Annotated in this window: 17 protein-coding genes; 8 read left to right on the forward strand and 9 right to left on the reverse strand. The window is 68.1% G+C overall.

Annotated elements, in window-relative coordinates; translation table 11 throughout:
- A partial coding sequence (locus ABIN76_RS10375) for an HNH endonuclease signature motif containing protein (RefSeq protein ID WP_346959637.1) occupies nt 1-625 on the forward strand: 625 nt, incomplete at its 5' end.
- Here the strand turns inward: ABIN76_RS10375 and ABIN76_RS10380 are convergent.
- A complete protein-coding gene (locus ABIN76_RS10380) occupies nt 622-1,548 on the reverse strand; it encodes a sulfurtransferase (protein WP_346959638.1) in 927 nt (308 codons plus the stop codon). The two genes, ABIN76_RS10375 and ABIN76_RS10380, sit on opposite strands and share 4 nt — an antisense overlap.
- A gap of 48 nt (nt 1,549-1,596) precedes the next feature.
- Between ABIN76_RS10380 and ABIN76_RS10385 the strand changes: the two genes are divergently transcribed.
- Nucleotides 1,597-2,691, forward strand: coding sequence for a PLP-dependent cysteine synthase family protein (locus tag ABIN76_RS10385; protein ID WP_346959639.1), 1,095 nt, complete (start codon nt 1,597-1,599; stop codon nt 2,689-2,691).
- Between the two features lie 13 nt (nt 2,692-2,704).
- On the opposite strand, the gene ABIN76_RS10390 is transcribed toward ABIN76_RS10385, so the two are convergent.
- Complete coding sequence (locus ABIN76_RS10390; RefSeq protein ID WP_346959640.1) at nt 2,705-3,361, reverse strand: MBL fold metallo-hydrolase; 657 nt, start codon at nt 3,359-3,361, stop codon at nt 2,705-2,707.
- Between the two features lie 80 nt (nt 3,362-3,441).
- Between ABIN76_RS10390 and ABIN76_RS10395 the strand changes: the two genes are divergently transcribed.
- Nucleotides 3,442-3,945 (forward strand): Fur family transcriptional regulator, encoded by a 504-nt coding sequence (locus ABIN76_RS10395; protein WP_346959641.1) that lies wholly within the window; start codon nt 3,442-3,444, stop codon nt 3,943-3,945.
- A 78-nt stretch (nt 3,946-4,023) separates the two neighbouring features.
- The gene (locus tag ABIN76_RS10400) at nt 4,024-4,887 is read left to right on the forward strand and encodes a hypothetical protein (RefSeq protein WP_346959642.1); all 864 of its coding nucleotides are present in this window, start codon (nt 4,024-4,026) and stop codon (nt 4,885-4,887) included.
- A gap of 70 nt (nt 4,888-4,957) precedes the next feature.
- On the opposite strand, the gene ABIN76_RS10405 is transcribed toward ABIN76_RS10400, so the two are convergent.
- The 7 genes from ABIN76_RS10405 to ABIN76_RS10435 all read right to left on the reverse strand — a co-directional run bounded on the left by ABIN76_RS10405 (nt 4,958) and on the right by ABIN76_RS10435 (nt 13,042).
- Complete coding sequence (locus ABIN76_RS10405) at nt 4,958-5,887, reverse strand: hypothetical protein (RefSeq protein ID WP_346959643.1); 930 nt, start codon at nt 5,885-5,887, stop codon at nt 4,958-4,960.
- Nucleotides 5,888-5,967: 80 nt separating this feature from the next.
- Nucleotides 5,968-6,855 carry a metal ABC transporter permease gene (locus tag ABIN76_RS10410; RefSeq protein ID WP_346959644.1) on the reverse strand — a complete coding sequence of 296 codons (888 nt, stop codon included), beginning with the start codon at nt 6,853-6,855 and terminating at the stop codon, nt 5,968-5,970.
- On the reverse strand, nt 6,856-7,671 hold the full coding sequence (locus tag ABIN76_RS10415) for a metal ABC transporter ATP-binding protein (protein WP_346959645.1): 816 nt from the start codon (nt 7,669-7,671) through the stop codon (nt 6,856-6,858).
- A 61-nt stretch (nt 7,672-7,732) separates the two neighbouring features.
- On the reverse strand, nt 7,733-8,728 hold the full coding sequence (locus ABIN76_RS10420) for a metal ABC transporter solute-binding protein, Zn/Mn family (RefSeq protein WP_346959646.1): 996 nt from the start codon (nt 8,726-8,728) through the stop codon (nt 7,733-7,735).
- Between the two features lie 107 nt (nt 8,729-8,835).
- Complete coding sequence (locus tag ABIN76_RS10425) at nt 8,836-9,897, reverse strand: hemolysin family protein (protein WP_346959647.1); 1,062 nt, start codon at nt 9,895-9,897, stop codon at nt 8,836-8,838.
- On the reverse strand, nt 9,894-11,255 hold the full coding sequence (locus ABIN76_RS10430; RefSeq protein WP_346959648.1) for a hemolysin family protein: 1,362 nt from the start codon (nt 11,253-11,255) through the stop codon (nt 9,894-9,896). The genes ABIN76_RS10425 and ABIN76_RS10430 overlap by 4 nt, the downstream gene beginning before the upstream one ends.
- A 314-nt stretch (nt 11,256-11,569) precedes the next feature.
- Nucleotides 11,570-13,042 (reverse strand): GuaB1 family IMP dehydrogenase-related protein, encoded by a 1,473-nt coding sequence (locus ABIN76_RS10435; protein ID WP_346959649.1) that lies wholly within the window; start codon nt 13,040-13,042, stop codon nt 11,570-11,572.
- 278 nt (nt 13,043-13,320) lie between these two features.
- On the opposite strand from ABIN76_RS10435, the gene ABIN76_RS10440 reads away from it, so the two are divergent.
- The 4 genes from ABIN76_RS10440 to ABIN76_RS10455 all read left to right on the forward strand — a co-directional run bounded on the left by ABIN76_RS10440 (nt 13,321) and on the right by ABIN76_RS10455 (nt 19,439).
- Complete coding sequence (locus tag ABIN76_RS10440) at nt 13,321-17,154, forward strand: multifunctional oxoglutarate decarboxylase/oxoglutarate dehydrogenase thiamine pyrophosphate-binding subunit/dihydrolipoyllysine-residue succinyltransferase subunit (protein WP_346959650.1); 3,834 nt, start codon at nt 13,321-13,323, stop codon at nt 17,152-17,154.
- Nucleotides 17,155-17,248: 94 nt separating this feature from the next.
- Nucleotides 17,249-17,848, forward strand: coding sequence for a GDSL-type esterase/lipase family protein (locus ABIN76_RS10445; protein WP_346959651.1), 600 nt, complete (start codon nt 17,249-17,251; stop codon nt 17,846-17,848).
- Nucleotides 17,849-18,000: 152 nt separating this feature from the next.
- Nucleotides 18,001-18,828 carry a DUF4097 family beta strand repeat-containing protein gene (locus ABIN76_RS10450; RefSeq protein ID WP_346959652.1) on the forward strand — a complete coding sequence of 276 codons (828 nt, stop codon included), beginning with the start codon at nt 18,001-18,003 and terminating at the stop codon, nt 18,826-18,828.
- Entirely contained in the window at nt 18,828-19,439 is a 612-nt protein-coding gene (locus ABIN76_RS10455) for a PadR family transcriptional regulator (protein WP_346959653.1), read from the forward strand. The genes ABIN76_RS10450 and ABIN76_RS10455 overlap by 1 nt, the downstream gene beginning before the upstream one ends.
- Nucleotides 19,440-19,620 lie beyond the last annotated feature (181 nt).

Genomic DNA, 19,620 nt, shown 5'->3' on the forward strand with positions numbered 1-19,620 from the left:
CTTCGGTACCGCAGCCCCGGACACCGGCGCCACTGGTGCAGCAGGCGGCCCGGGCGGCGAGCCGGGTTCGGGCACCGGCGACCCAGGCAGCCCGGCCGACGAACGCGCCTTCACGACCTGGATCCGCCGGCTCTACACCGCCCCCGCCACCGGAGAACTCATCGCCATGGACTCCCGCGCCAGGCTCTTCCCCGCCGGGCTCCGCCGGTTCATCCAGGCCCGGGACGACACCTGCCGCACCCCGTACTGCGACGCGCCCATCCGCCACATGGACCACATCATTCCCTGGCGCAACGGCGGAACCACCAGCCTCAGCAACGGCGCCGGACTCTGCGAAGCCTGCAACCACACCAAAGAAACCCCCGGCTGGACCGCCAAGCCCCGCCCCGGCCCCAGACATACGCTGAAACTCACGACACCGACCGGCCACACTTACCACTCCACCGCACCGCCGTTGCCGGGAACCAGCGTCATCCGCCGGCCACAACCGCGCTCCGAAGAGGACAGATCTGCCACGGACACTCCAAAACCGCCGCTCCAGAGCCGAAAGCTCAGGCACCGCGCCAAACAGCGCCGGGCGAAGGTAAGCGCGGGCACCCGCCCGCCGGTACAGCCGGCCGCTTAGTTGAGCCAGCCGCCCTGCGCCGGGTCGGCTGCCGGGTCGGCCTGGGAGGCCGGGTCGGCTGCCGGCTCGGCCTGGGATGCGTCGCCCTCCGGAGCGGCACCGGTCACCACCTCGTTGGCGGCGTTGTTGGACCATTCCGAGAATGATCCCGGGTATAGGGCCGCGGGAAAGCCTGCGATCTCCAGTGCCGCGATCTCGTGGGCAGCGGTCACGCCGGAACCGCAGTACACCGCCGTCGGCAAGTCCACCTGCACGCCCAGGCGGGTGAAGCGTTCGCGGAGCTCGGCTGCCGGGAGGAAGCGGCTGTCGGCAGCCAGGTTTGCGCTGGTGGGCGCGCTCACCGCGCCGGGAATGTGCCCCGCGCGGGGGTCCACGGGTTCGATCTCGCCCCGGTACCTCTCGCCGGCGCGGGCATCCAGGAGCAGGCCCCGGCCGGACCACGCGGCTGCCTCACCCATGCCGATCACCGGCATGGCCCCGTCGTCCAACACGACATCTCCGGCCTCGACGGCCGGTTCACCGCTTTCGACGTCGAAGCCCTCGGCGCGCCAGGCTGCCAAGCCGCCGTCGAGCAGGCAGACCGCAGGGAAGCCGGCGTTGCGCAGCATCCACCACACCCGGGCAGCGGCAAGGTTGCCGGTGTCGTCGTACGCCACCACGACGTCGCCGTCCCGGACACCCCAGCTGCGCACTGACTCCTGGAACTGCTCCAGCGGCGGCAAGGGATGACGTCCGCGGCTGGGATCGGCCGGTCCGGCGAGTTCGGTGGCGAGGTCTACGAACACCGCACCGGGGAGGTGCGCCGCGAGGTAGTGTTCCCGGCCGTGCGGGTCGCCCAGCGCCCAGCGGACGTCCAGCAGCACGGTCCGCGCGCCGGAGTCCAAGCGGTCTTTGAGTTCGGCGGCAGTCATGAGGGTGTCCATCCGCCCACTCTAACCGGGGGCGCACGCCGCCGCGGGTAGGCTGGGTCGGTGACAAATGTGCGCCAGCAGGACCGGGATTGGGCCGACGAAGCCATCCGCCGGATCAATGCCGAGAACAACAGATCAGCCGACACCCACCTCTACTCGGTGCCCCTGCCCGAGGACTGGGGCGTCCAGTTGTACCTCAAGGACGAATCCACCCACCGCACCGGAAGCCTCAAGCACCGGCTGGCCCGTTCGCTGTTCCTCTTCGGGCTGGTCAACGGCTGGATCCGCGAAGGCACCACCATTGTGGAAGCCTCGAGTGGCAGCACTGCCGTCTCTGAGGCCTACTTCGCGCAACTGCTGGGCCTGCCGTTCATCGCGGTGATGACCCGGACCACCAGCCGCGAGAAGATCGCGCTGATTGAACAGTTCGGCGGCTCGTGCCATCTGGTGGACCATGCCTCGGAGGTGTACGCGGCGGCCGAGGATCTGGCCCGCAGCACCGGCGGCCATTACATGGACCAGTTCACCTATGCCGAGCGGGCCACCGACTGGCGGGGCAACAACAACATTGCCGAGTCGATCTTCGGCCAGCTTGCGCTCGAAGAGCACCCGGTCCCCCGCTGGATCGTCGTGGGCTCCGGCACCGGCGGGACGAGCGCCACGATCGGCCGCTATCTGCGCTACCAGCGGCACGCCACCCGGCTCGCCGTCGTCGATCCGGAGAATTCCGCGTTCTTCCCCGGCTGGCTGGCCAGCCGGGACGGCGGCGCTGCGGCGGGTGCGACCGGCCTGCCCTCCCGGATCGAGGGAATCGGCCGGCCCAGGCTGGAGCCGAGCTTTGTGCCGGCCGTGATCGACCACATGATCCAGGTGCCGGACGCCGCCTCGGTGGCGGCGATGCGCCATCTGCGCGAGCACGCCGGGCTGCATGCCGGCCCGTCCACCGGTACGAACCTCTGGGGCGTGTGGCAGCTCATCGCCGAGATGATCGCTGAAGGACGCCGCGGCAGCGTGGTCTCATTGATGTGCGACGGCGGGGACCGCTACTCCGGCAATTACTACGACTCTGCCTGGCTGCAGTCCCAGGGCCTGGATCCGGAACCCCACGAGGCCACCATCCGCGACTTCTTCGCCAGCGGAACCTGGCCCGCCTGACCGGCAGCGGAACCTAGACCTCCACCGATTCGCCGCTGGAGAGGTGCCGGTATTCGGTGCCGTACCGGGCGCCGATGCGGGTCACGTGCCCTTCCACCAGGCCGCGTCCCGTGTCGTTCAGCAGGGCGTCGTGGATCGGGAAAGCCAGCGGCGCGCGGACGCCGATGACGAAGTCCACCACTTCGCCCACCTTGTTCCACGGTGCGTGGATGGGCACCAGCAGGGTCTGAACCTCGATGCCGTCCGGGATCGCGAAGGAATCCCCCGGGTGGTAGACGTTGGAATCAATCAGGAAGCCGACGTTGGCCACCACGGGAATCTGCGGATGGATGAGGGCATGCTGTCCGCCGTAGCTCCGGATGGCGAAGCCGGCCGCCTCGAAGGTACTGCCCGCGGCCACCGTGTGGATCCGATCCTCCGCCGCGGGCGCCTTGCCGCGCAGCTGGGTCGCGACGCCGTCGGGGGCGAAGAGCTGCAGTTCTGCGTTCGCCAGCAACGCCTCGGTGACGACGTCGACGTCGATATGGTCCGGGTGCTCGTGCGTGATCAGCACGGCGGACGCACCGGCGAGGGCCTGGTCCGTCTCGGAGAACGTTCCAGGGTCCAGCACCAGCACCCGGCCTTCCTTTTCGAGACGGACACAGGCGTGGGTGAATTTTGTCAGCTTCATCCGGCCAGCCTATGGTGCCCCGCGAAGCGGTGTCCACGATGCCCGGCTGGTAATCTGGGACCCTGCCCCTTTCCCGCAGTATGACCCCCAGCGAAGCGAGTTTCCCCATGTCCCAGGGCGCCACCACCGGCGGCAGCCAGGCTCCGGCCCAGGCAGCGGCGCCGGCCGGCAAGGAGCCGGGCAAGGAGCAACGCGTCACGAAGCAGCGGCTGGCCGTCAGCGCCGCCCTGGACGATTTGGCCGACTTCGTCAGCACCCAGGAGCTGCACCGCATCCTGCAGGAGCGGGGCACTTCGGTTTCGCTTGCCACCTCGTACCGGATCCTGCAGTCTCTCGCCGACGACGGCCTGGTGGATGTGCTGCGGAACGCCGAGGGCGAAGTCGTCTACCGTCGGTGCGCGGTCACCGGGCACCACCACCATCTGCTGTGCCGCAACTGCGGCAAAGCCGTCGAAGTCGAAGCGCCGGCCGTCGAGGCCTGGGCGGCACGGATCGCAAGTGAGCACGGCTTCACCGCCGTGGAGCACACGGTGGAGATCTTCGGGCTGTGCCCCGAGTGCACGGCCCTGCAGGCAGGCCGCTAGAGAAACCCGGTTTGGCGCTGTCCGTCCAGACAGACCGGTCCCGAGCTCATTCACGGCCCTGCCCTTAGGATCAGGTCCATGACGGAGCTAAACGGCGAGCGGGCCCGGATCCTGGCGGAGTTGGCTGAACGGGCGTGGGCTGACCACCGGCTCAAGACGGAGACCGAGGACCGGCTGGCCGCCGAACGCTCGGCAGCGGTTTCCGAGGAACGGCTATCCGCTCTCGGAGTGACAGCGGAACGCCGCCGCGAAGCCGCCCTGTGGATAGCGCGGTGGAAGGACCAGGAGCGCGGCCATGAGCGCGCACAAATCGCAGAAGGGCTCAACTTTTTCGGTACGTTTGCGACTCAAACGCTGATGGATCTCGATCACGATCTGCAGTCCAACGGACCTTTTGCCGTGGCGATGCGCATCAGCCTTCATGACGGCAAGCCGAATCCCAGTCCTCGGTATCCACACGGGGCTACCGAAAGTTTTGTACGCCGCTTCCGGAGCGAGTTCTCGGGTGAGCGCTTCATCCGGGACTTCCTGGCGTTCGAGCCCGAAAACTACGAAATTATCCTCGACGCCTACCGTGCACTCGGGCTGGCCGAGCCCGTCGGCCTGACGGATTTGGCCTCGGAGGAGTATTCACTTCGGGCGGTCGAGGATGTCCTGCTCATCGGAGAGGCTCTCCGACGGGTCCAGCGCCGACGGCAGCAGGGTCTGGTAATAGGCACCGGGTACAGCGCGGGGGACGAGATGCATTGGCGCTGCAAGCACCTTCAACACCTGACGCCCCATTTCGCCCGCTGGATCCTCACTGAGTCGCCGTCGGATGAAACACTCGTCCAGAAGCTCTTCGTTGGACGCGGTGGCGTCTTTGGACTCACCCTTGAAGGACTCTCATCCGATGAATTCCTCAGGGAGCTCCGCCACTACCGAGCACGCCGAAAATGCTAGTCAGCCCAGCGGCGCGGACATCCTGAGTTCCAGCAGCGGCGGGGCGAAGCGTGAAATTGCGTCCCGCACCTCAGTTCTGCGTGAACCGGATCTGGCCGTGCTCGTTGGTCAGCACGAGCTCTGCGGAGGCCAGCTGGTAGACCAGCGGTGCCTTAAAAAAGGCGCTCGTCCAGGCCCGGTTTTCCGCGTCCGGGCCGGCGCAGCCGTCGGCCGACTCCGCCATGCGGGCCGGGTCGGGAACCAGCCCGAAATCGTCCACTGAAACAGGGACGTTCAGTACGCCGCACGGCATCCGGACCACCATGGTCACACCGCTCATCCGGTCAAAGCTCAGGTGCAGCGGCGACGATGTCAGCCAGTGCATGTTTTGGCCGCGAGCGTAGCCCGACGTCGAGGTGAACGTCCGGCAGGTCAGCGCGTCGGCGCCGGTTCCAGCTGTGCGGACGGGGCACGCCGCGGGCAGCCCGGCCGGCTGCGTCGGCTGCGGCGGCTGGCTTGAAGCGCCCGTCGAGGGGGTAGTCTCCCCCGGCAGAATCTTGGGATGGGCGCCCGGGCCGATGGGCTTCGCGCCGGCGCTTGCGCCGCCGCTCGGGCCGCCCGTTGACTCCCCCATCACCAGGACCCAGCGGTCGTCGCTCCACGAGATCGCGAAGCGGACGGCGGAGGCGTGTCCGTTCTGCGAGGCGGTGACGTTGGCTATCTCCGGGAAATCGTTGCTGATCCCGAGCTGCCAAGAGCCCGGAGTCCAGCCCCGGGTGGAGTCGACCAGCTGTTGGGCTTCGGGCCGGGGGTTGCTGAAGACGGGGTCGACCAGAGCTTCGACGCGCTCCACGGAGCCGGACACGGCTGCGGACATGACGCTGCGGGCGAAGTCCTCCCGGCTGGACAGGTCCGGCTGCCGCGGCTCCGCAAGGCAGCCGGAAACCGCCGTCGAGAGCAGCAGCATTAGCAGCACTACGCGCAGAAACGGCCGCAGCATTTTCCTCTGTGTATCCCCCATGCCTGCACCATACTTCCGGCGGCTGCCCGAAGCGACCATCCGGGCGAACGGCACGGCGGGGAAGGAACGGGTCCCTGGACCTAGCCCTGCGCCGGCGCCGGCGCGACGATCCGGCCGTTATAGCCCCGCCGGTCCCGGATGCCGCCGATCATCCGGCACACCACGTAGATCAGGAAGGACAACGTGGTCACATAGGGGCTGATCGGCAGCCGGCCGCCGAGCGCCAGCAGGATTCCGCCCACCGTTGCCGTCACCGCGAAGACCACGCTGAGGAGCACCACGAGCCGCGGTGAGGAGGTCACGCGCAGGGCGGCGGCGGCCGGAGTGATCAGCAGCGCCAGCACCAGCAGGGCGCCGACGATCTGGATGGAGAGCGCCACGCTCACGCCCAGCAGCAGCATAAAGCCGAGCGCCAGTCCGCGCACCGGAACGCCGCGCGCCGCGGCCACCCTGGGATCGACGCTCGCGAAGGTCAGCGGCCGCCAGATGGCGATCAGTGCCAGCATCACGACGACGGCGGCGCCGGCCAGCACCTGCAGCTGCACGGTGCCGACGGACACGATCTGGCCGGTGAGCAGCCCGAACTTGTTAGCGGCCCGGCCCTCGTAGAGCGAGAGGAACAGAATGCCCAGGCCCAGGCCGAAGGGCATAAGCACGCCGATGGTCGAGTTCTTGTCCCGCGCCCGGACCCCCATCAGACCCAGCAGCAGCGCCGCCACCACGGACCCGGCGAGCGAGCCGAGCACCACATCGGCCCCGACCAGCAGGGCAAAGGCGGCGCCGGCGAAGGAAAGTTCGGAGATGCCGTGAACCGCGAACGCGAGGTCGCGCTTCATGACGAAGGTGCCCACCAGGCCGCCCAGCAGGCCCAGCACCGCGCCGGCCCAGATGGAGTTCTGCACGAGCACCAGCAGTTCGCCGTAGTTCTCGAAGTTGAAGATTGAACGGAGCAGGCTGTCCAGATCCACCTAGCCCACCTCTCCGGCGATCGAGTGGGCGTCTTCATGGTGGTGCGTCGTCGCGTCGGGCAGCCCCACCACGATCAGCCGGCCGTTGGCGCGGATCACTTCGACGTGGCTGCCGTACAGATCCGACAGGACCTCCGTGGTCATGACTTCCTCGGGCGTTCCCACCCGGAAACGGCCGCCGGCCAGGTAGAGGACGCGGTCCACGTAATCCATGATCGGGTTGATCTCGTGGGTCACGAAGATCACCGCGCTGTCCTGCTCGTGGCACTGCTTGTTGATCAGCGCGCTGACCGCCTGCTGGTGGTGCAGGTCCAGTGACAGGAGCGGTTCGTCGCACAGCAGCACCTTGGGCTCGGTGGCGAGGGCCTGTGCCACCCGCAGCCGCTGCTGTTCCCCGCCGGAGAGCTTTCCGACCGGGACCTTGGCGTAGTCCTGCGCGCCCACTTCGGCGAGCAGCGCGTCGATCCTGCGGTTCACCTTCGCCCCGCCGAGGCGGATCCCCCAGCGGTGCCCGTCGACGCCGAGGCCCACCAGGTCCCGGGCGCGCAGCGGCGTGTCGGGATCGAAGGATTCCTGCTGCGGAACGTAACCGATCCTCCGGCTGCCGCGGGAGATGGGTTGGCCGTCCAGGACGGCGGTCCCGGAGCTCAGGTCCTGCAAACCCAACAGGACCTTGAGGAGGGTGGTCTTGCCGCTGCCGTTGGGTCCCAGCACGGCGAAGAATTCACCGGGGTGGATGTCCAGGTCCAGGTTCTCCCACAACGTCCGGTTCCCGAACGTCAGGGAGGCTCCGCGCAGGCTCACTACGGGTGTCAACTGGGTTTTCCTCGATTTCTGCTTAGGCCCGGTGGCCACGCCGTTGCGATCATCTTAGGCGCTAGCGCCGGGCGAGGGCCTTAGCCAGGTTGTCCACGTTGCCGGACATCCACTGCAGGTAGCCCTCGCCTTCCGGCGGGGTCTCGCCGAAGTCCACCACGGGTACCCCCGCGGCGACGGCGGCGTCCTTGAGCGCGCGGGTCTGGGGGCCCTCGGTTTGCGGGTTGTAGGCCAGCAGCCGGATGTCGCCGGACTTCACGACGTCGATCGCGGACCGCAGCACGGCGGGCGGAACATCCGAACCCGCTTCGATTGCGGCACTATATTCGGCCGGCGTTCGGTTCTCCAGGCCTGCTGCTTCCAGCAGGTACAGCGGCACCGGTTCGGTGACGGCGACGCCGCCGTGGGCGGCCGACGCCTTGAGCGCGGTCAGCTTCGTTTCCAGGCCGCCCAGCTCCTTCTTCATGGTCGCGGCGTTGTTCCGGAAGTCCCCGGCCGAGGAAGGCTCCAGCGCGCCCAGCTTCTCCGCCAGCGCATCAGCCAGTCGGCTCATCGCGGCCGGGCTGTACCAGACGTGTTCGTTGAATCCCCCGGCCGCGTGGCTGTGGCCGTCGTCGTCCGTCGAGGGTGAGACCGAGGCAGCGGTCGAGGGCGCGGCTGAGGCTGAACCGGCCGCGTCAGAGTCCAGGCCCGAGACCTCCACCGCGTTGAGCAGGTTCTTCTCGGCCAGCCCGGTGTCCTGCGCCAGTTTGTGCAGGAAGTCGTCGTAGCCGCCGCCGTTCTCGACCACCAGCTCGGCCTTGGAGACCGCGAGCTTGTCCTGCGTGGTGGCCTCGTAAGAGTGCGGATCCTGGCTGGTCCGGTTGATGATCGAGGTGACCTTGACCTTGTCACCGCCGACGGTGCGGGCGATGTCGCCGTAGACGCTGGTGGAAGCGACGACGTCGACCACACCGTCGCCGGCACCGGGCCGGTCGCCGCCGGAGGTGGGACCGCAGGCCGTCAGCAGGAGGCTGCTGAGGCCGGCAAGGAGAACAGCGGCAGCGGAACGGCGCACGGGAAGACCTCGGATCTGTTATTGAGAAGCATTAGCAATACACCGAGTCTAACCCTAAATAGGAATCATTCCTATTTAGGGTTAGCCCCCGTGTTGCCTGCCCTCCCCTAGTCCTGCCCGAGCCTGCGGTAGCCGGTGGCCTGCGTGGCGTCCCGGATCTCCCCGACCAGCTGCTCAATCACGTCCTCGAGGAACAGCACGCCCTGGGTATGTCCGTCCGGGCCGATCACCCGGGCCAGGTGTGAGCCGGTGCGCTGCATAACGGACATCGCCTTCTCGATCTCGTCCTCCATGGCCAGGTTGGCCAGCGAGCGGATACGGCTTTCCGCAATCGGGTGCTGGTAGCCGGCCTCCGGGATGGACAGCACGTCCTTGATATGGAGATAGCCCGAGAGCATGCCGTCGTCGTCGAGCATCGGGAAGCGGGAGAACCCGGTCCGGCTCACGGCCTTCTCGAACTCCTCCGGAGTCGTGGCGGCCTTGAGCATCACCAGCTTGTCCAGCGGAACCATGACCTGGGAGGCCGTATGTTCGGAGAACTCCAGCGCGCCGGTGATCAGCCCCGCGTCGTCGTCCACCAGGCCGTGCCGGGTGGACTCCTGCACGATCGACTGGACCTCCTCAAGCGTGAAGGAGGAGGTGACCTCGTCCTTCGGCTCGATCCGCATCAGTTTGAGGATGTGGTTCGCGGACCAGTTGAGCGCCACGATGGCCGGCTTGACCGCACGGGCGATGAACATCAGCGGCGGGGCCAGCAGCAGCGCGGCCTTGTCCGCGACCGAGACCGAGATGTTCTTCGGCACCATCTCGCCGAAGGTGACGTGCAGGAAGGTGACGGCCAGCAGCGCGATGGAGAACGCCACGACGTCGGCCAGCTCCAGCGGGACGCCCAGCGCCTCCAGCGGGACCGCCAACAGGTGATGGATGGCCGGCTCGGCCACCTGCAGGATCAGCAGCGAGCAGACCGTGATGCCCAGCTGGGCGCACGCCAGCATCAGCGAGACGTTCTCCATGGCGCGCAGCGTGGTCTGTGCCCGCTTGGACCCGGCCTCGGCGAGGGGCTCGATCTGGCTGCGGCGCGCGGACATCACGGCAAATTCGGCCGCAACGAAGAACGCGTTGCCCACCAGCAGTACAGCGAGCCAAAGTATTCCCAGCCAGTCGCTCATGCGGCACCGGCCTTTCCGGCAACGTCAATGCGCCCGTTGGATCCGGTGTGCGGTTCGTGTTCCGGCGGCGACGGCTTGAAGCAGATGCGGTCGATCCGGCGTCCGTCCATCCGCGTCACGCTGAGCTTTCCGCCGCCGACGTCGACGGTGTCGCCGACGGCGGCGATGCGGCCCAACTGGCTCATGACGTAGCCGCCGACGGTCTCGTACGCCGCTTCGTCCGGCACTGTCAGGCCGGGGATCTGCTCGGAGAGTTCGTCGGGGCGCAGCAGGCCCGGGAAGTACCAGTCCCCGGACGCGCTTTGCAGCAGCCCGGGCCGGACCTTGTCGTGTTCGTCGGCCACTTCCCCGACGATTTCCTCGACCAGGTCCTCCAGGGTGGCGATCCCGGCGGTTCCGCCGTATTCGTCCAGGACGACGGCGAGCTGCAGGTTGCCTTCGCGCAGTTCGGCCAGCAGGCCGTCGAGGTGGATGGTCTCGGGCACGCGGAGCACCTCGGTCATGATCGCGCCGGCTTCCAGGTTGGCGCGGCGGTCCGCCGGGACGGCGATGGCTTTTTTGACGTGCACTACGCCGCGGATATCGTCCGAGGACTCGCCGATCACCGGGAAGCGTGAATAGCCGGTGCGTTTGGCGGCCTCCACGATGTCTGAGACCGGCTGGTGGCCGTCGATGGTCTCCACCCGGATCCGGGGTGTCATCACGTCCGCGGCCGTCCGCCCGCTGAATTTCAGGGTGCGGGAGATGAAGTTGGCGGTCCGTTCGTCCAGGGTTCCCATCGCGGCCGAGCGGCGCACCAGCGAGGCAAGCTCGGCCGGGGTGCGTGCGCCCGAAATCTCTTCCTTGGCTTCGAGGCCGAAGACGTTCAGGACCTTGTTGGAGAAGCCGTTGAGCACAATGATCGCGGGCTTGAAGATGGCGGTGAAGACCAGCTGCGGCCGGGCCAGGGCCTTGCCCACCGGGAACGACAGCGCGATCGCCATGTTTTTCGGGACCAGTTCGCCGATCAGCATGGACAGCAGGGTCGCCAGCGCCATCGCGAGCACCAGCGAGACCGACGTCGCGGCGGCCTCGGGCAGGCCGAGGGCGGCCAGCGGGCCTTCGAGCAGCCTGCCCACGGACGGTTCCATCACGTAGCCGGTAAGCAGCGTGGTCAGGGTGATGCCGAGCTGGCAGCTGGAGAGCTGGGTGGACAGGGATTTCAGGCACTTAAGCAGTGGGGCCGCGGCGGTGTCGCCGTTGTCCACCGCCCGCTGGACGGTGGCCTGGTCAAGCGCAACCAGGGAGAACTCGACGGCGACGAAGAAGCCGGTGCCGAGAATGAGGAGCAGTCCTGCTCCGAGCAATATCCACTCCATTTAGCGGCCCGCTTCGGAGGGCCGGAGTGATGGCCGGGGGAAACGTCCCGGCGGAGGGTGGTCAGCCGCGGCCGACCCTGTTTCCTGGAAGGCACTGCGTCCGCGGAAAGACTGCGCAGCGGAGGAGTGATGGGCGCGTGAACGGGGTTTGCCGGCTCTGCGGGTGGACTGGGCGGGAACGGGTTCCGTTCCGCGCGGGCAGCCCCCAGGCCGGCACCTAGATTTACTGTCCATAAGAATTTCAGTCTACAGGAGCAGCCGCCGCCGACCGCCGCCGTGGTGCCCGGCGGCGGCCGCTCCGGCGGCGGGGCCGGTCACCAGCTTTGCGGGACCGGGCGGCCTTCCTCATAGCCCGCCGCCGACTGGATGCCGGCCACGGCCCGTTCCCGGAACGCGGCCAGGTCGGCCGCGCCAGCGTAGCTCATGGAGCTGCGCAGCCCGGCGGTGATCATGTCCAGCAGGTCCTCCACGCCCGGACGGGCGGCGTCCAGGTACATCCGGGAGGTGGAGATGCCCTCCTCGAACAGGGCTTTGCGGTCCTTTTCGAAGGCGCCCTCGCGCTGGTTGCGGTTCTGCACCGCCCGGGCCGAGGCCATACCGAAGCTCTCCTTGAACTGGCGGCCGTTGGCGTCGAGCTGCAGGTCGCCCGGGCTCTCGTGCGTGCCGGCGAACCAAGAGCCGATCATGACCTGGCTGGCCCCGGCCGCGAGGGCCAGCGCCACGTCGCGGGGGTAACGGACCCCGCCGTCGGCCCAGACCCTGCCGCCGGCGTCGCGCGCCGCGGCCGAGCACTCCAGCACGGCAGAGAACTGGGGACGGCCGACCGCCGTCATCATCCGGGTGGTGCACATCGCGCCGGGCCCGACGCCGACCTTGACGATGTCCGCCCCGGCCCGGATCAGCTCGCGGGTGGCGTCGGCGGTGACGACGTTGCCGGCAACGACCGGTACGCCGGGGTCCAGGCTGCGGACCGCGGCCAGGGCGTCGAACATCTTCTGCTGGTGGCCATGCGCGGTGTCCAGCACCAGCACGTTGACCCCGGCGGCGAGCAGCTCGGCCGCCCGGCCGGCGACGTCGCCGTTAATGCCGACGGCGGCAGCCACCTTCAGCGCGCCGCCGTCGTCGAGCGAGGGACGGTACAGGGTGGAGCGCAGGGCGCCCTTGCGGGTCAGCACGCCGGCGAGGACGCCGTCCTGCTGGACCGGCGCGAAGTCGGTCCCGGCGGCGTCCATGGCGTCGAAGGCCCGGCGCAGGGACAACGCCGGAGCGCCCGGCCCGGCTTCGGCGCCGCCGTCGAACTCCGCGGCGTCCAGCACCAGCGGCTGGTGGCGCATCACGGAGCCAAGCGACGCGAAACGGTCCTGGCCTTCAAAATCGGCAGCCCGCACCACGCCGGCGACGGCTCCGGCGTCGTCGACGACCACGACGGCGCCGTGCGGGCGCTTGCCCATCAGGTGCAGGGCATCGATCACGGTGTTCGAGGCGCGCAGGCTCACCGGCGTCTCAAACACGGCGTGGCGGGCCTTAACCCACGACGTGACGCTCCGCAGCACGTCGAGCGGCACGTCCTGGGGCAGGACCGCGAGGCCGCCGCGGCGCGCCATCGTCTCCGCCATCCGCTTCCCGGTCACCGCGGTCATGTTCGCGACGACCAGCGGGATGGTGGAACCGGTCCCGTCGTCCGCCGACAGGTCCACGTCAAGCCGGGAGGTCACGTCGGAGCGGGACGGCACCAGGAAGATGTCCGAATAGGTCAGGTCGGTGGTCGGCTCACTCAAAAAACGCACGGCTGCTCCTCGATTACCTCATTAAGCGGTGTCAGTTGTGATTCTAGAGGCACCCGTCAGGCATCGCGCTTCCGGCCCGGCGGCGGGCGCGACGGGCCCCGCGGGGCACCTTTGCGACTCCTGGATGATTTGAGTCACCCTTATTGGCGGTTTGGCCGGAATGCTCACTAGACTGGCAAAGGTCTGGGTTCACTGGACGCGGAGAACTGGTTCGATTGACGTGCTGCGGCACCGTGGAAACCAGCGGGAATCAAACTCATGGAAGAGGCGTATTTCAAGTGCCAGAGCAGCCTAGCCACCGTCTACCCGAGGAATTTGGCGGAAACGAGTGGCTCGTTGACGAACTGTACGAGCGGTACCAGCAGGACAAGAACACGGTGGACGCCAAGTGGTGGCCGCTTTTCGAGTCCTTCGACGCTGGCGACGGTTCCTCAACCAACGGCGCCTCGGCAACGGCCGCCGCGCACCCCTCCACCCGCGAACTCCCGGTCGTGACGCCGGCCGCCGCAGCCCCCGCGGCTGCCGCGCCCGCTGCCCCGAAGGCTCCCGCCGCCCAACCCGCTCCGGCAGCAACCGCAGCCGCGGCTCCTGCGCCCGCGCCGGCCCCCGCCGCAGCCCAGAAGGCCCCGGCCACCGTCGCCCGCGACGGCTCCAAGACCGCCGAGCCCGGCGCCGGCACCCAGCCCATTCCGGCCCAGCTGCCCAAGAACGTCAAGGCCCCCACCGCGCCGGAAGAAGACGTCGTCTCCGTACTGCGCGGACCGGCGAAGGCCATCGCCGCGAACATGGTGACCAGCCTGGAGGTGCCCACCGCCACCAGCGTCCGCGCCATCCCCGCCAAGCTGCTGATCGACAACCGCGTGGTCATCAACTCCAACCTGGCCCGCGCCCGCGGCGGCAAGGTTTCCTTCACTCACCTGATCGGCTACGCCGTCATCCGGGCACTGGCCCAGTTCCCCTCGATGAACGTTTACTACGACGTCGTCGACGGCAAGCCCGTTGCCGTCCAGCCCGCGCACGTGAACTTCGGCATCGCCATTGACATGCCCAAGCCGGACGGCACCCGCCTGCTGATGGTCCCGAACATCAAGAAGGCTGAGACGCTCAACTTCTCCGAGTTCTGGCACACCTACGAGGACCTGATCAAGCGCGCCCGCAACGGCAAGCTGACCGCTGACGACCACTCGGGCACCACCGTCTCGCTGACCAACCCGGGCGGCATCGGCACCGTGCACTCGGTCCCCCGCCTTTCCAAGGGCCAGGCGGCCATCATCGGCGTCGGCGCGCTCGATTACCCGGCCGAGTTCCAGGGCGCGAGCGAGAAGATTATCGCGCACAACGCCATCAGCAAGGTCCTCACGCTGACCTCCACCTACGACCACCGCGTCATCCAGGGTGCCGGCAGCGGCGAGTTCCTCAAGCTGGTCCACCAGCTGCTGCTCGGCGCGCAGAACTTCTACGACGAGATCTTCGAGTCCCTGCGCATCCCGTACGAGCCCGTGCGCTGGAGCCCGGACCTGCAGGTGGACCCGGCGGACGAGATTAACAAGGTCGCCCGGATCCAGCAGCTCATCCACTCCTACCGCGTCCGCGGCCACCTGATGGCGGACACCGATCCGCTTGAGTACGTCCAGCGCAAGCACCCGGACCTCGACGTCCTGACCTACGGCCTGACCCTGTGGGACCTGGACCGCGAATGGCCCACCGGCGGTTTCGGCGGCAAGCCGATGCTGAAATTCCGAGACATCCTCGGCGTCCTCCGCGACGCGTACTGCCGCACCACCGGCATCGAGTACATGCACATCCAGGACCCGGCCGAGCGCAAGTGGTTCCAGGACCAGCTGGAGCACCCCTACTCCAAGCCGAGCCGGGACGAACAGCTCCGGATCGTCTCCAAGCTCAACGCGGCCGAGGCTTTCGAGACGTTCCTGCAGACGAAGTTCGTCGGCCAGAAGCGCTTCTCGCTCGAGGGCGGCGAGTCGCTGATCCCGCTGCTGGACGCCATCATCTCCGACGCCGCCGACGACGAACTCGACGAGGTGGCCATCGGCATGGCCCACCGCGGCCGACTCAATGTGCTCACCAACATTGCCGGCAAGACGTACGCGCAGGTCTTCCGTGAATTCGAGGGCACCCAGGACCCGCGCTCCGTGCAGGGCTCCGGCGACGTGAAGTACCACCTCGGCACCGAGGGCACCTTCACCTCCGACAACGGCAAGGAGACCAAGGTCTACCTCGCCGCCAACCCCTCGCACCTCGAAGCCGTGGACTCCGTCCTCGAAGGCATCGTCCGCGCCAAGCAGGACCGGCTGGACCAGGGTGAGTCCTTCCCCGTGCTGCCGATCATGGTGCACGGTGACGCCGCCTTCGCCGGCCAGGGCGTGGTCGCGGAAACGCTCAACCTCTCCCAGCTGCGCGGCTACCGCACCGGCGGCACCATCCACGTTGTGGTGAACAACCAGGTCGGCTTCACCACCGCCCCGTCGTCCTCGCGCTCGTCCACGTACTCCACGGACGTCGCCAAGATGATCCAGGCGCCGGTGTTCCACGTGAACGGCGACGACCCGGAGGCCGTGGTCCGCATCGGCCAGCTCGCCTACGAGTTCCGCCAGCGTTTCCACAAGGACGTTGTCATCGACATGGTCTGCTACCGCCGCCGCGGCCACAACGAGGGCGACGACCCCTCGATGACGCAGCCGCTGATGTACAACCTCATCGAGGCGAAGCGGTCGGTCCGGAAGCTCTACACCGAATCGCTGATCGGCCGCGGGGACATCACCGAGGAGGAAGCCGAGCAGCTGCTCCGCGACTACCAGGAACGCCTCGAGCGTGTCTTCGCGGAAACCCACGCCGCGCAGACCTCCCCGATCCCGATCATCACCGCGGATTCCGCAGCGGTGTCCGACCTGGAACGGCCCTCCGCCCAGCAGGGCGACACGGCCATCAGCGCCCCGGAGTCCACTGCGATCTCCGCCGAGACGCTGGCCCGCATCGGCAAGGCCCACGTCGACTTCCCGGAGGGCTTCACGGTCCACGCCAAGCTCAAGCAGCTGCTCGAGAAGCGTGAGCAGATGTCCCGCGAAGGCGGCATCGACTGGGGCTTCGGCGAACTCGCGGCCTTCGGTTCGCTCAGCATGGAAGGCATCCCGGTCCGCCTGGCCGGCCAGGACTCGCGCCGCGGCACTTTCGTGCAGCGCCACGCCGTCTTCCATGACCGCGCCAACGGCGACGAGTGGATGCCCCTGGCCCACCTGTCCGAGGACCAGGCCAAGCTGTGGATCTACGATTCGCTGTTGTCCGAATACGCGGCCATGGGCTTCGAATACGGCTACTCGGTGGAGCGCCCGGATGCCCTGGTGCTCTGGGAAGCGCAGTTCGGCGACTTCGTCAACGGCGCGCAGACCATCATCGACGAGTTCATCTCCTCGGCCGAGCAGAAGTGGGGCCAGCGCTCGTCACTGGTGCTGATGCTGCCGCACGGCTACGAGGGCCAGGGCCCGGACCACTCCTCCGCACGGATCGAGCGTTTCCTGCAGCTCTGCGCCGAAGAGAACATGATCGTGGCCAACCCCACGACGCCGGCATCCCACTTCCACCTGCTGCGCCGCCAGGCGTACAGCCGGCCGCGCAAGCCGCTGATCATCTTCACCCCCAAGCAGCTCCTGCGCCTCAAGGCCGCGGCGTCCTCGGTGGAAGACTTCACCACGGGCACCTTCCGGCCGGTTATCCCCGAGCACGAGCAGCTGCAGGCTGACGCCGTCGACCGCGTCCTGCTGGTCTCGGGCCGCCTGTACTACGACCTGCTGTCCACCCGGCAGAAGACCGGCGACACCACGACGGCGATCGTCCGGGTCGAGCAGCTCTACCCGCTGCCCGCCGCGGAAATCGCCGCCGAGCTGGCCAAGTACCCGAACGCCGAGGTTGTCTGGGCCCAGGACGAGCCCGCCAACCAGGGACCGTGGCCGTTCATCGGCCTGAACCTGCCGGACGCACTGGACCGCCGCGTGCGCCTCGTGTCCCGGCCCGCCTCGGCATCCACCGCGGCAGGGTCGATGAAGCGCCACGCAGCCGAGCAGGACGCCCTGCTCAAGCAGGCATTCGCACGTAAGTAGCGCCAGGCTGCCCGGCCGGAAGTGGAACACCACGACTCCGGCCGGGCAGCTTTGTTTAAGGCTTTGAACCGGCATTCGGAATGAAGAGGTAGTCGTGGAAGATCGGAAGCTGCGGATCGCGGCCGTTGGAGATGAGCTGCTGGCCGGCCTGGGCGACCCCCGGGCGCTGGGCTGGCTTGGACGTGTGCTCGCCCGCACCCCGCAGGAGGGCCTGGGCCTGGAAAGCTACCCGCTGCCGTGCCCGCAGGAAGGCACCGAGGGCCTCGCCGAACGCTGGCTCGAGGAGGCCGGCCGCCGCTTCGGACCCCACCACGAGAACCGCCTGGTGATCGGCCTGTCCGGCCGCGACATCGAGTTCGGGCTGTCCACAGCCCGCAGCCGGCTCAACCTCGCCAACATCCTGGACTCCGCCTCGCAGAACAAGATCGAGGTCTTTGTCGTGGGGCCGCCGCCGACGCTGGATCCGGCGCAGAACCGCCGGCTCGGCGAGCTCAACACCGCTTTCGCCGACGTCACCACGCGCCGCAAGCACCTGTACGTGGACACTTTCTCCCCGCTGCTGAACCATGAGCAGTGGCGGCAGGATCTGGCAGCCAACGGCGGCACCCCCGGCCAGGCCGGCTACGGCCTGATGGCCTGGCTGGTGCTGCACCGCGGCTGGTTCCAGTGGCTGGGGATCGACGCGCCGGAGTAGGCAGCCCAAAAGGGGTCCACCGCCGTCGGTCTGAAAAAGCCGAACGCGATATATCTTGACCGTCGGGTGGGAGCGATATACCGTGTTTCCATAGTCGCGATATATCGCAAGCAACGGCGCTGGCGTGATCGCTCCGTCCACCCGGAGGAACCATGGAACAGAACTCGTGGACCATTACCGGTCCCCAGACTATCGACGTCGACGGCGTCCGCTCGCTGAAGCTCGGCATTGTCCGCGGCCGCTTCGACATCGTCACCCACGACGAGGCCGTGGCCCGCCTTGAAATCTCCGAGATCGACGGCGACCCGCTCGCGGTCAGCCTGACCGACGGCCGGCTCGAGGTGCGGCACCAGCTGCACGGCCCGCAGGGATGGTTCAAGAACCTCATGGGCACGGTTAACAACAACTCCAGCAATTCCGTGGTCATCAGTATCGCGCTGCCGGCCGGCGTCGACGTCGAAGCCGGCACCGTCAGCGGCGACGGTATGGTGTCCGGCCTCTCGGGCCACACCCGGCTGAACACCGTCTCCGGCTCGGTCCTGGCCGACGGCACCGCGGGTGAGCTGGCCGTGAGCACCGTCAGCGGCGAGGTGATCGCCCGCAACCACCACGGTGTGCTGACGGCCAAGAGCGTCTCCGGCGAGGTTACGGCCTCCGGCGAATTCAGCAACATCCGCGCCAACACCGTCAGCGGGGACCTGAGCTTCGACCTGCACGGCTTTACCCAGGACTTCGGCGCCAACTCGGTCTCCGGGGACGTCACCATCCGGTTGCCGCACGACGTCGGGGTGGACATCATCGCGAAGTCGGCCAGCGGCGCGGTGGTGATCGATGACCAGAAGTACGCCCTGCCGGGCGGGACGCTGCAGACGATCGCCGGACCCGACGCCAAGCTGATGCTGGTCCGGACCAACTCGATGTCGGGGAAAACCTCCATTTTCCACGGCCAGCCGGGCCCGGACGTCGCAGCGGGCCTCTGATGCCCCCGGTCTTCGCCCACGGCGCCCTGCGCCTGTACCTGCTCGCCTTGCTGGAGTCCGGCCCCAAGCACGGCTACGAGCTGATCAAGGCGCTTAGCGACCGCTTCGGCGGCACGTACTCCCCCAGCGCCGGAACCATCTATCCGCGGCTGGCCAAGCTCGAGGAGGAAGGGCTGGTGGCTACCCGCACCGAGGGCCGGCGCACCAACTACAGCATCACGCCGGCCGGGCTGGTGGAGCTCAACCGGCGCCGGGACGAGCTGGCGGATGTGGAAAACGACATTTCCGCTTCGGTCCGCCGGCTCGCCGACAAGCTGCGGCAGGACATCCGGGTGAACATGCAGGGGTTGCGCGCAGACCTGGCCGCCACGGCCGAAGCGGCGCGTTCCACCGCCCGCAGCGCCGCCTCCCCGGCCGGGGCCCGCTACTCCAAGGACAGCGACCGCAGGCTGCGGGAGGCGGAGATGCTGGTGCAGTCCTTCCGGGACGACGTCCGGATCGAGCTGCGCCGGCACGCCGGGACCAGTCCCATCACCCCGGTCACGCTCGAAACCGTCAAGACAGTCCTGGACCAGGCGCGGATCTCCATCCGGAACTCACTGGAGGGATGAGGCGCCCCGACGGCCGGGTCCCGGTTCGCGGCGGGTCCGCCGATGTGGGAGACTTGAGGGCAGCTCTTTTGAGTACCAAGATTAAGGAGGCCAGCTATGAGCAAACGTGCACGTAAACGTCGTGACCGTAAGCGTGGCGGCGCGAACCACGGTAAGCGCCCCAACACCTAAGCCACGGCTT

It is taken from the genome of uncultured Arthrobacter sp. (assembly GCF_964021775.1).
Lineage (GTDB): Bacteria > Actinomycetota > Actinomycetes > Actinomycetales > Micrococcaceae > Arthrobacter.

What these genes read in the sequence shown, in the direction of transcription:
- ABIN76_RS10380 (WP_346959638.1), bottom strand. Translation starts at nt 1,548, where the DNA reads ATGGACACCCTCATGACTGCCGCCGAACTCAAAGACCGCTTGGACTCC.
- ABIN76_RS10390 (WP_346959640.1), bottom strand. Translation starts at nt 3,361, where the DNA reads ATGAAGCTGACAAAATTCACCCACGCCTGTGTCCGTCTCGAAAAGGAA.
- ABIN76_RS10395 (WP_346959641.1), top strand. Translation starts at nt 3,442, where the DNA reads ATGACCCCCAGCGAAGCGAGTTTCCCCATGTCCCAGGGCGCCACCACC.
- ABIN76_RS10400 (WP_346959642.1), top strand. Translation starts at nt 4,024, where the DNA reads ATGACGGAGCTAAACGGCGAGCGGGCCCGGATCCTGGCGGAGTTGGCT.
- ABIN76_RS10405 (WP_346959643.1), bottom strand. Translation starts at nt 5,887, where the DNA reads ATGGGGGATACACAGAGGAAAATGCTGCGGCCGTTTCTGCGCGTAGTG.
- ABIN76_RS10425 (WP_346959647.1), bottom strand. Translation starts at nt 9,897, where the DNA reads ATGAGCGACTGGCTGGGAATACTTTGGCTCGCTGTACTGCTGGTGGGC.
- ABIN76_RS10430 (WP_346959648.1), bottom strand. Translation starts at nt 11,255, where the DNA reads ATGGAGTGGATATTGCTCGGAGCAGGACTGCTCCTCATTCTCGGCACC.
- ABIN76_RS10450 (WP_346959652.1), top strand. Translation starts at nt 18,001, where the DNA reads ATGGAACAGAACTCGTGGACCATTACCGGTCCCCAGACTATCGACGTC.
- ABIN76_RS10455 (WP_346959653.1), top strand. Translation starts at nt 18,828, where the DNA reads ATGCCCCCGGTCTTCGCCCACGGCGCCCTGCGCCTGTACCTGCTCGCC.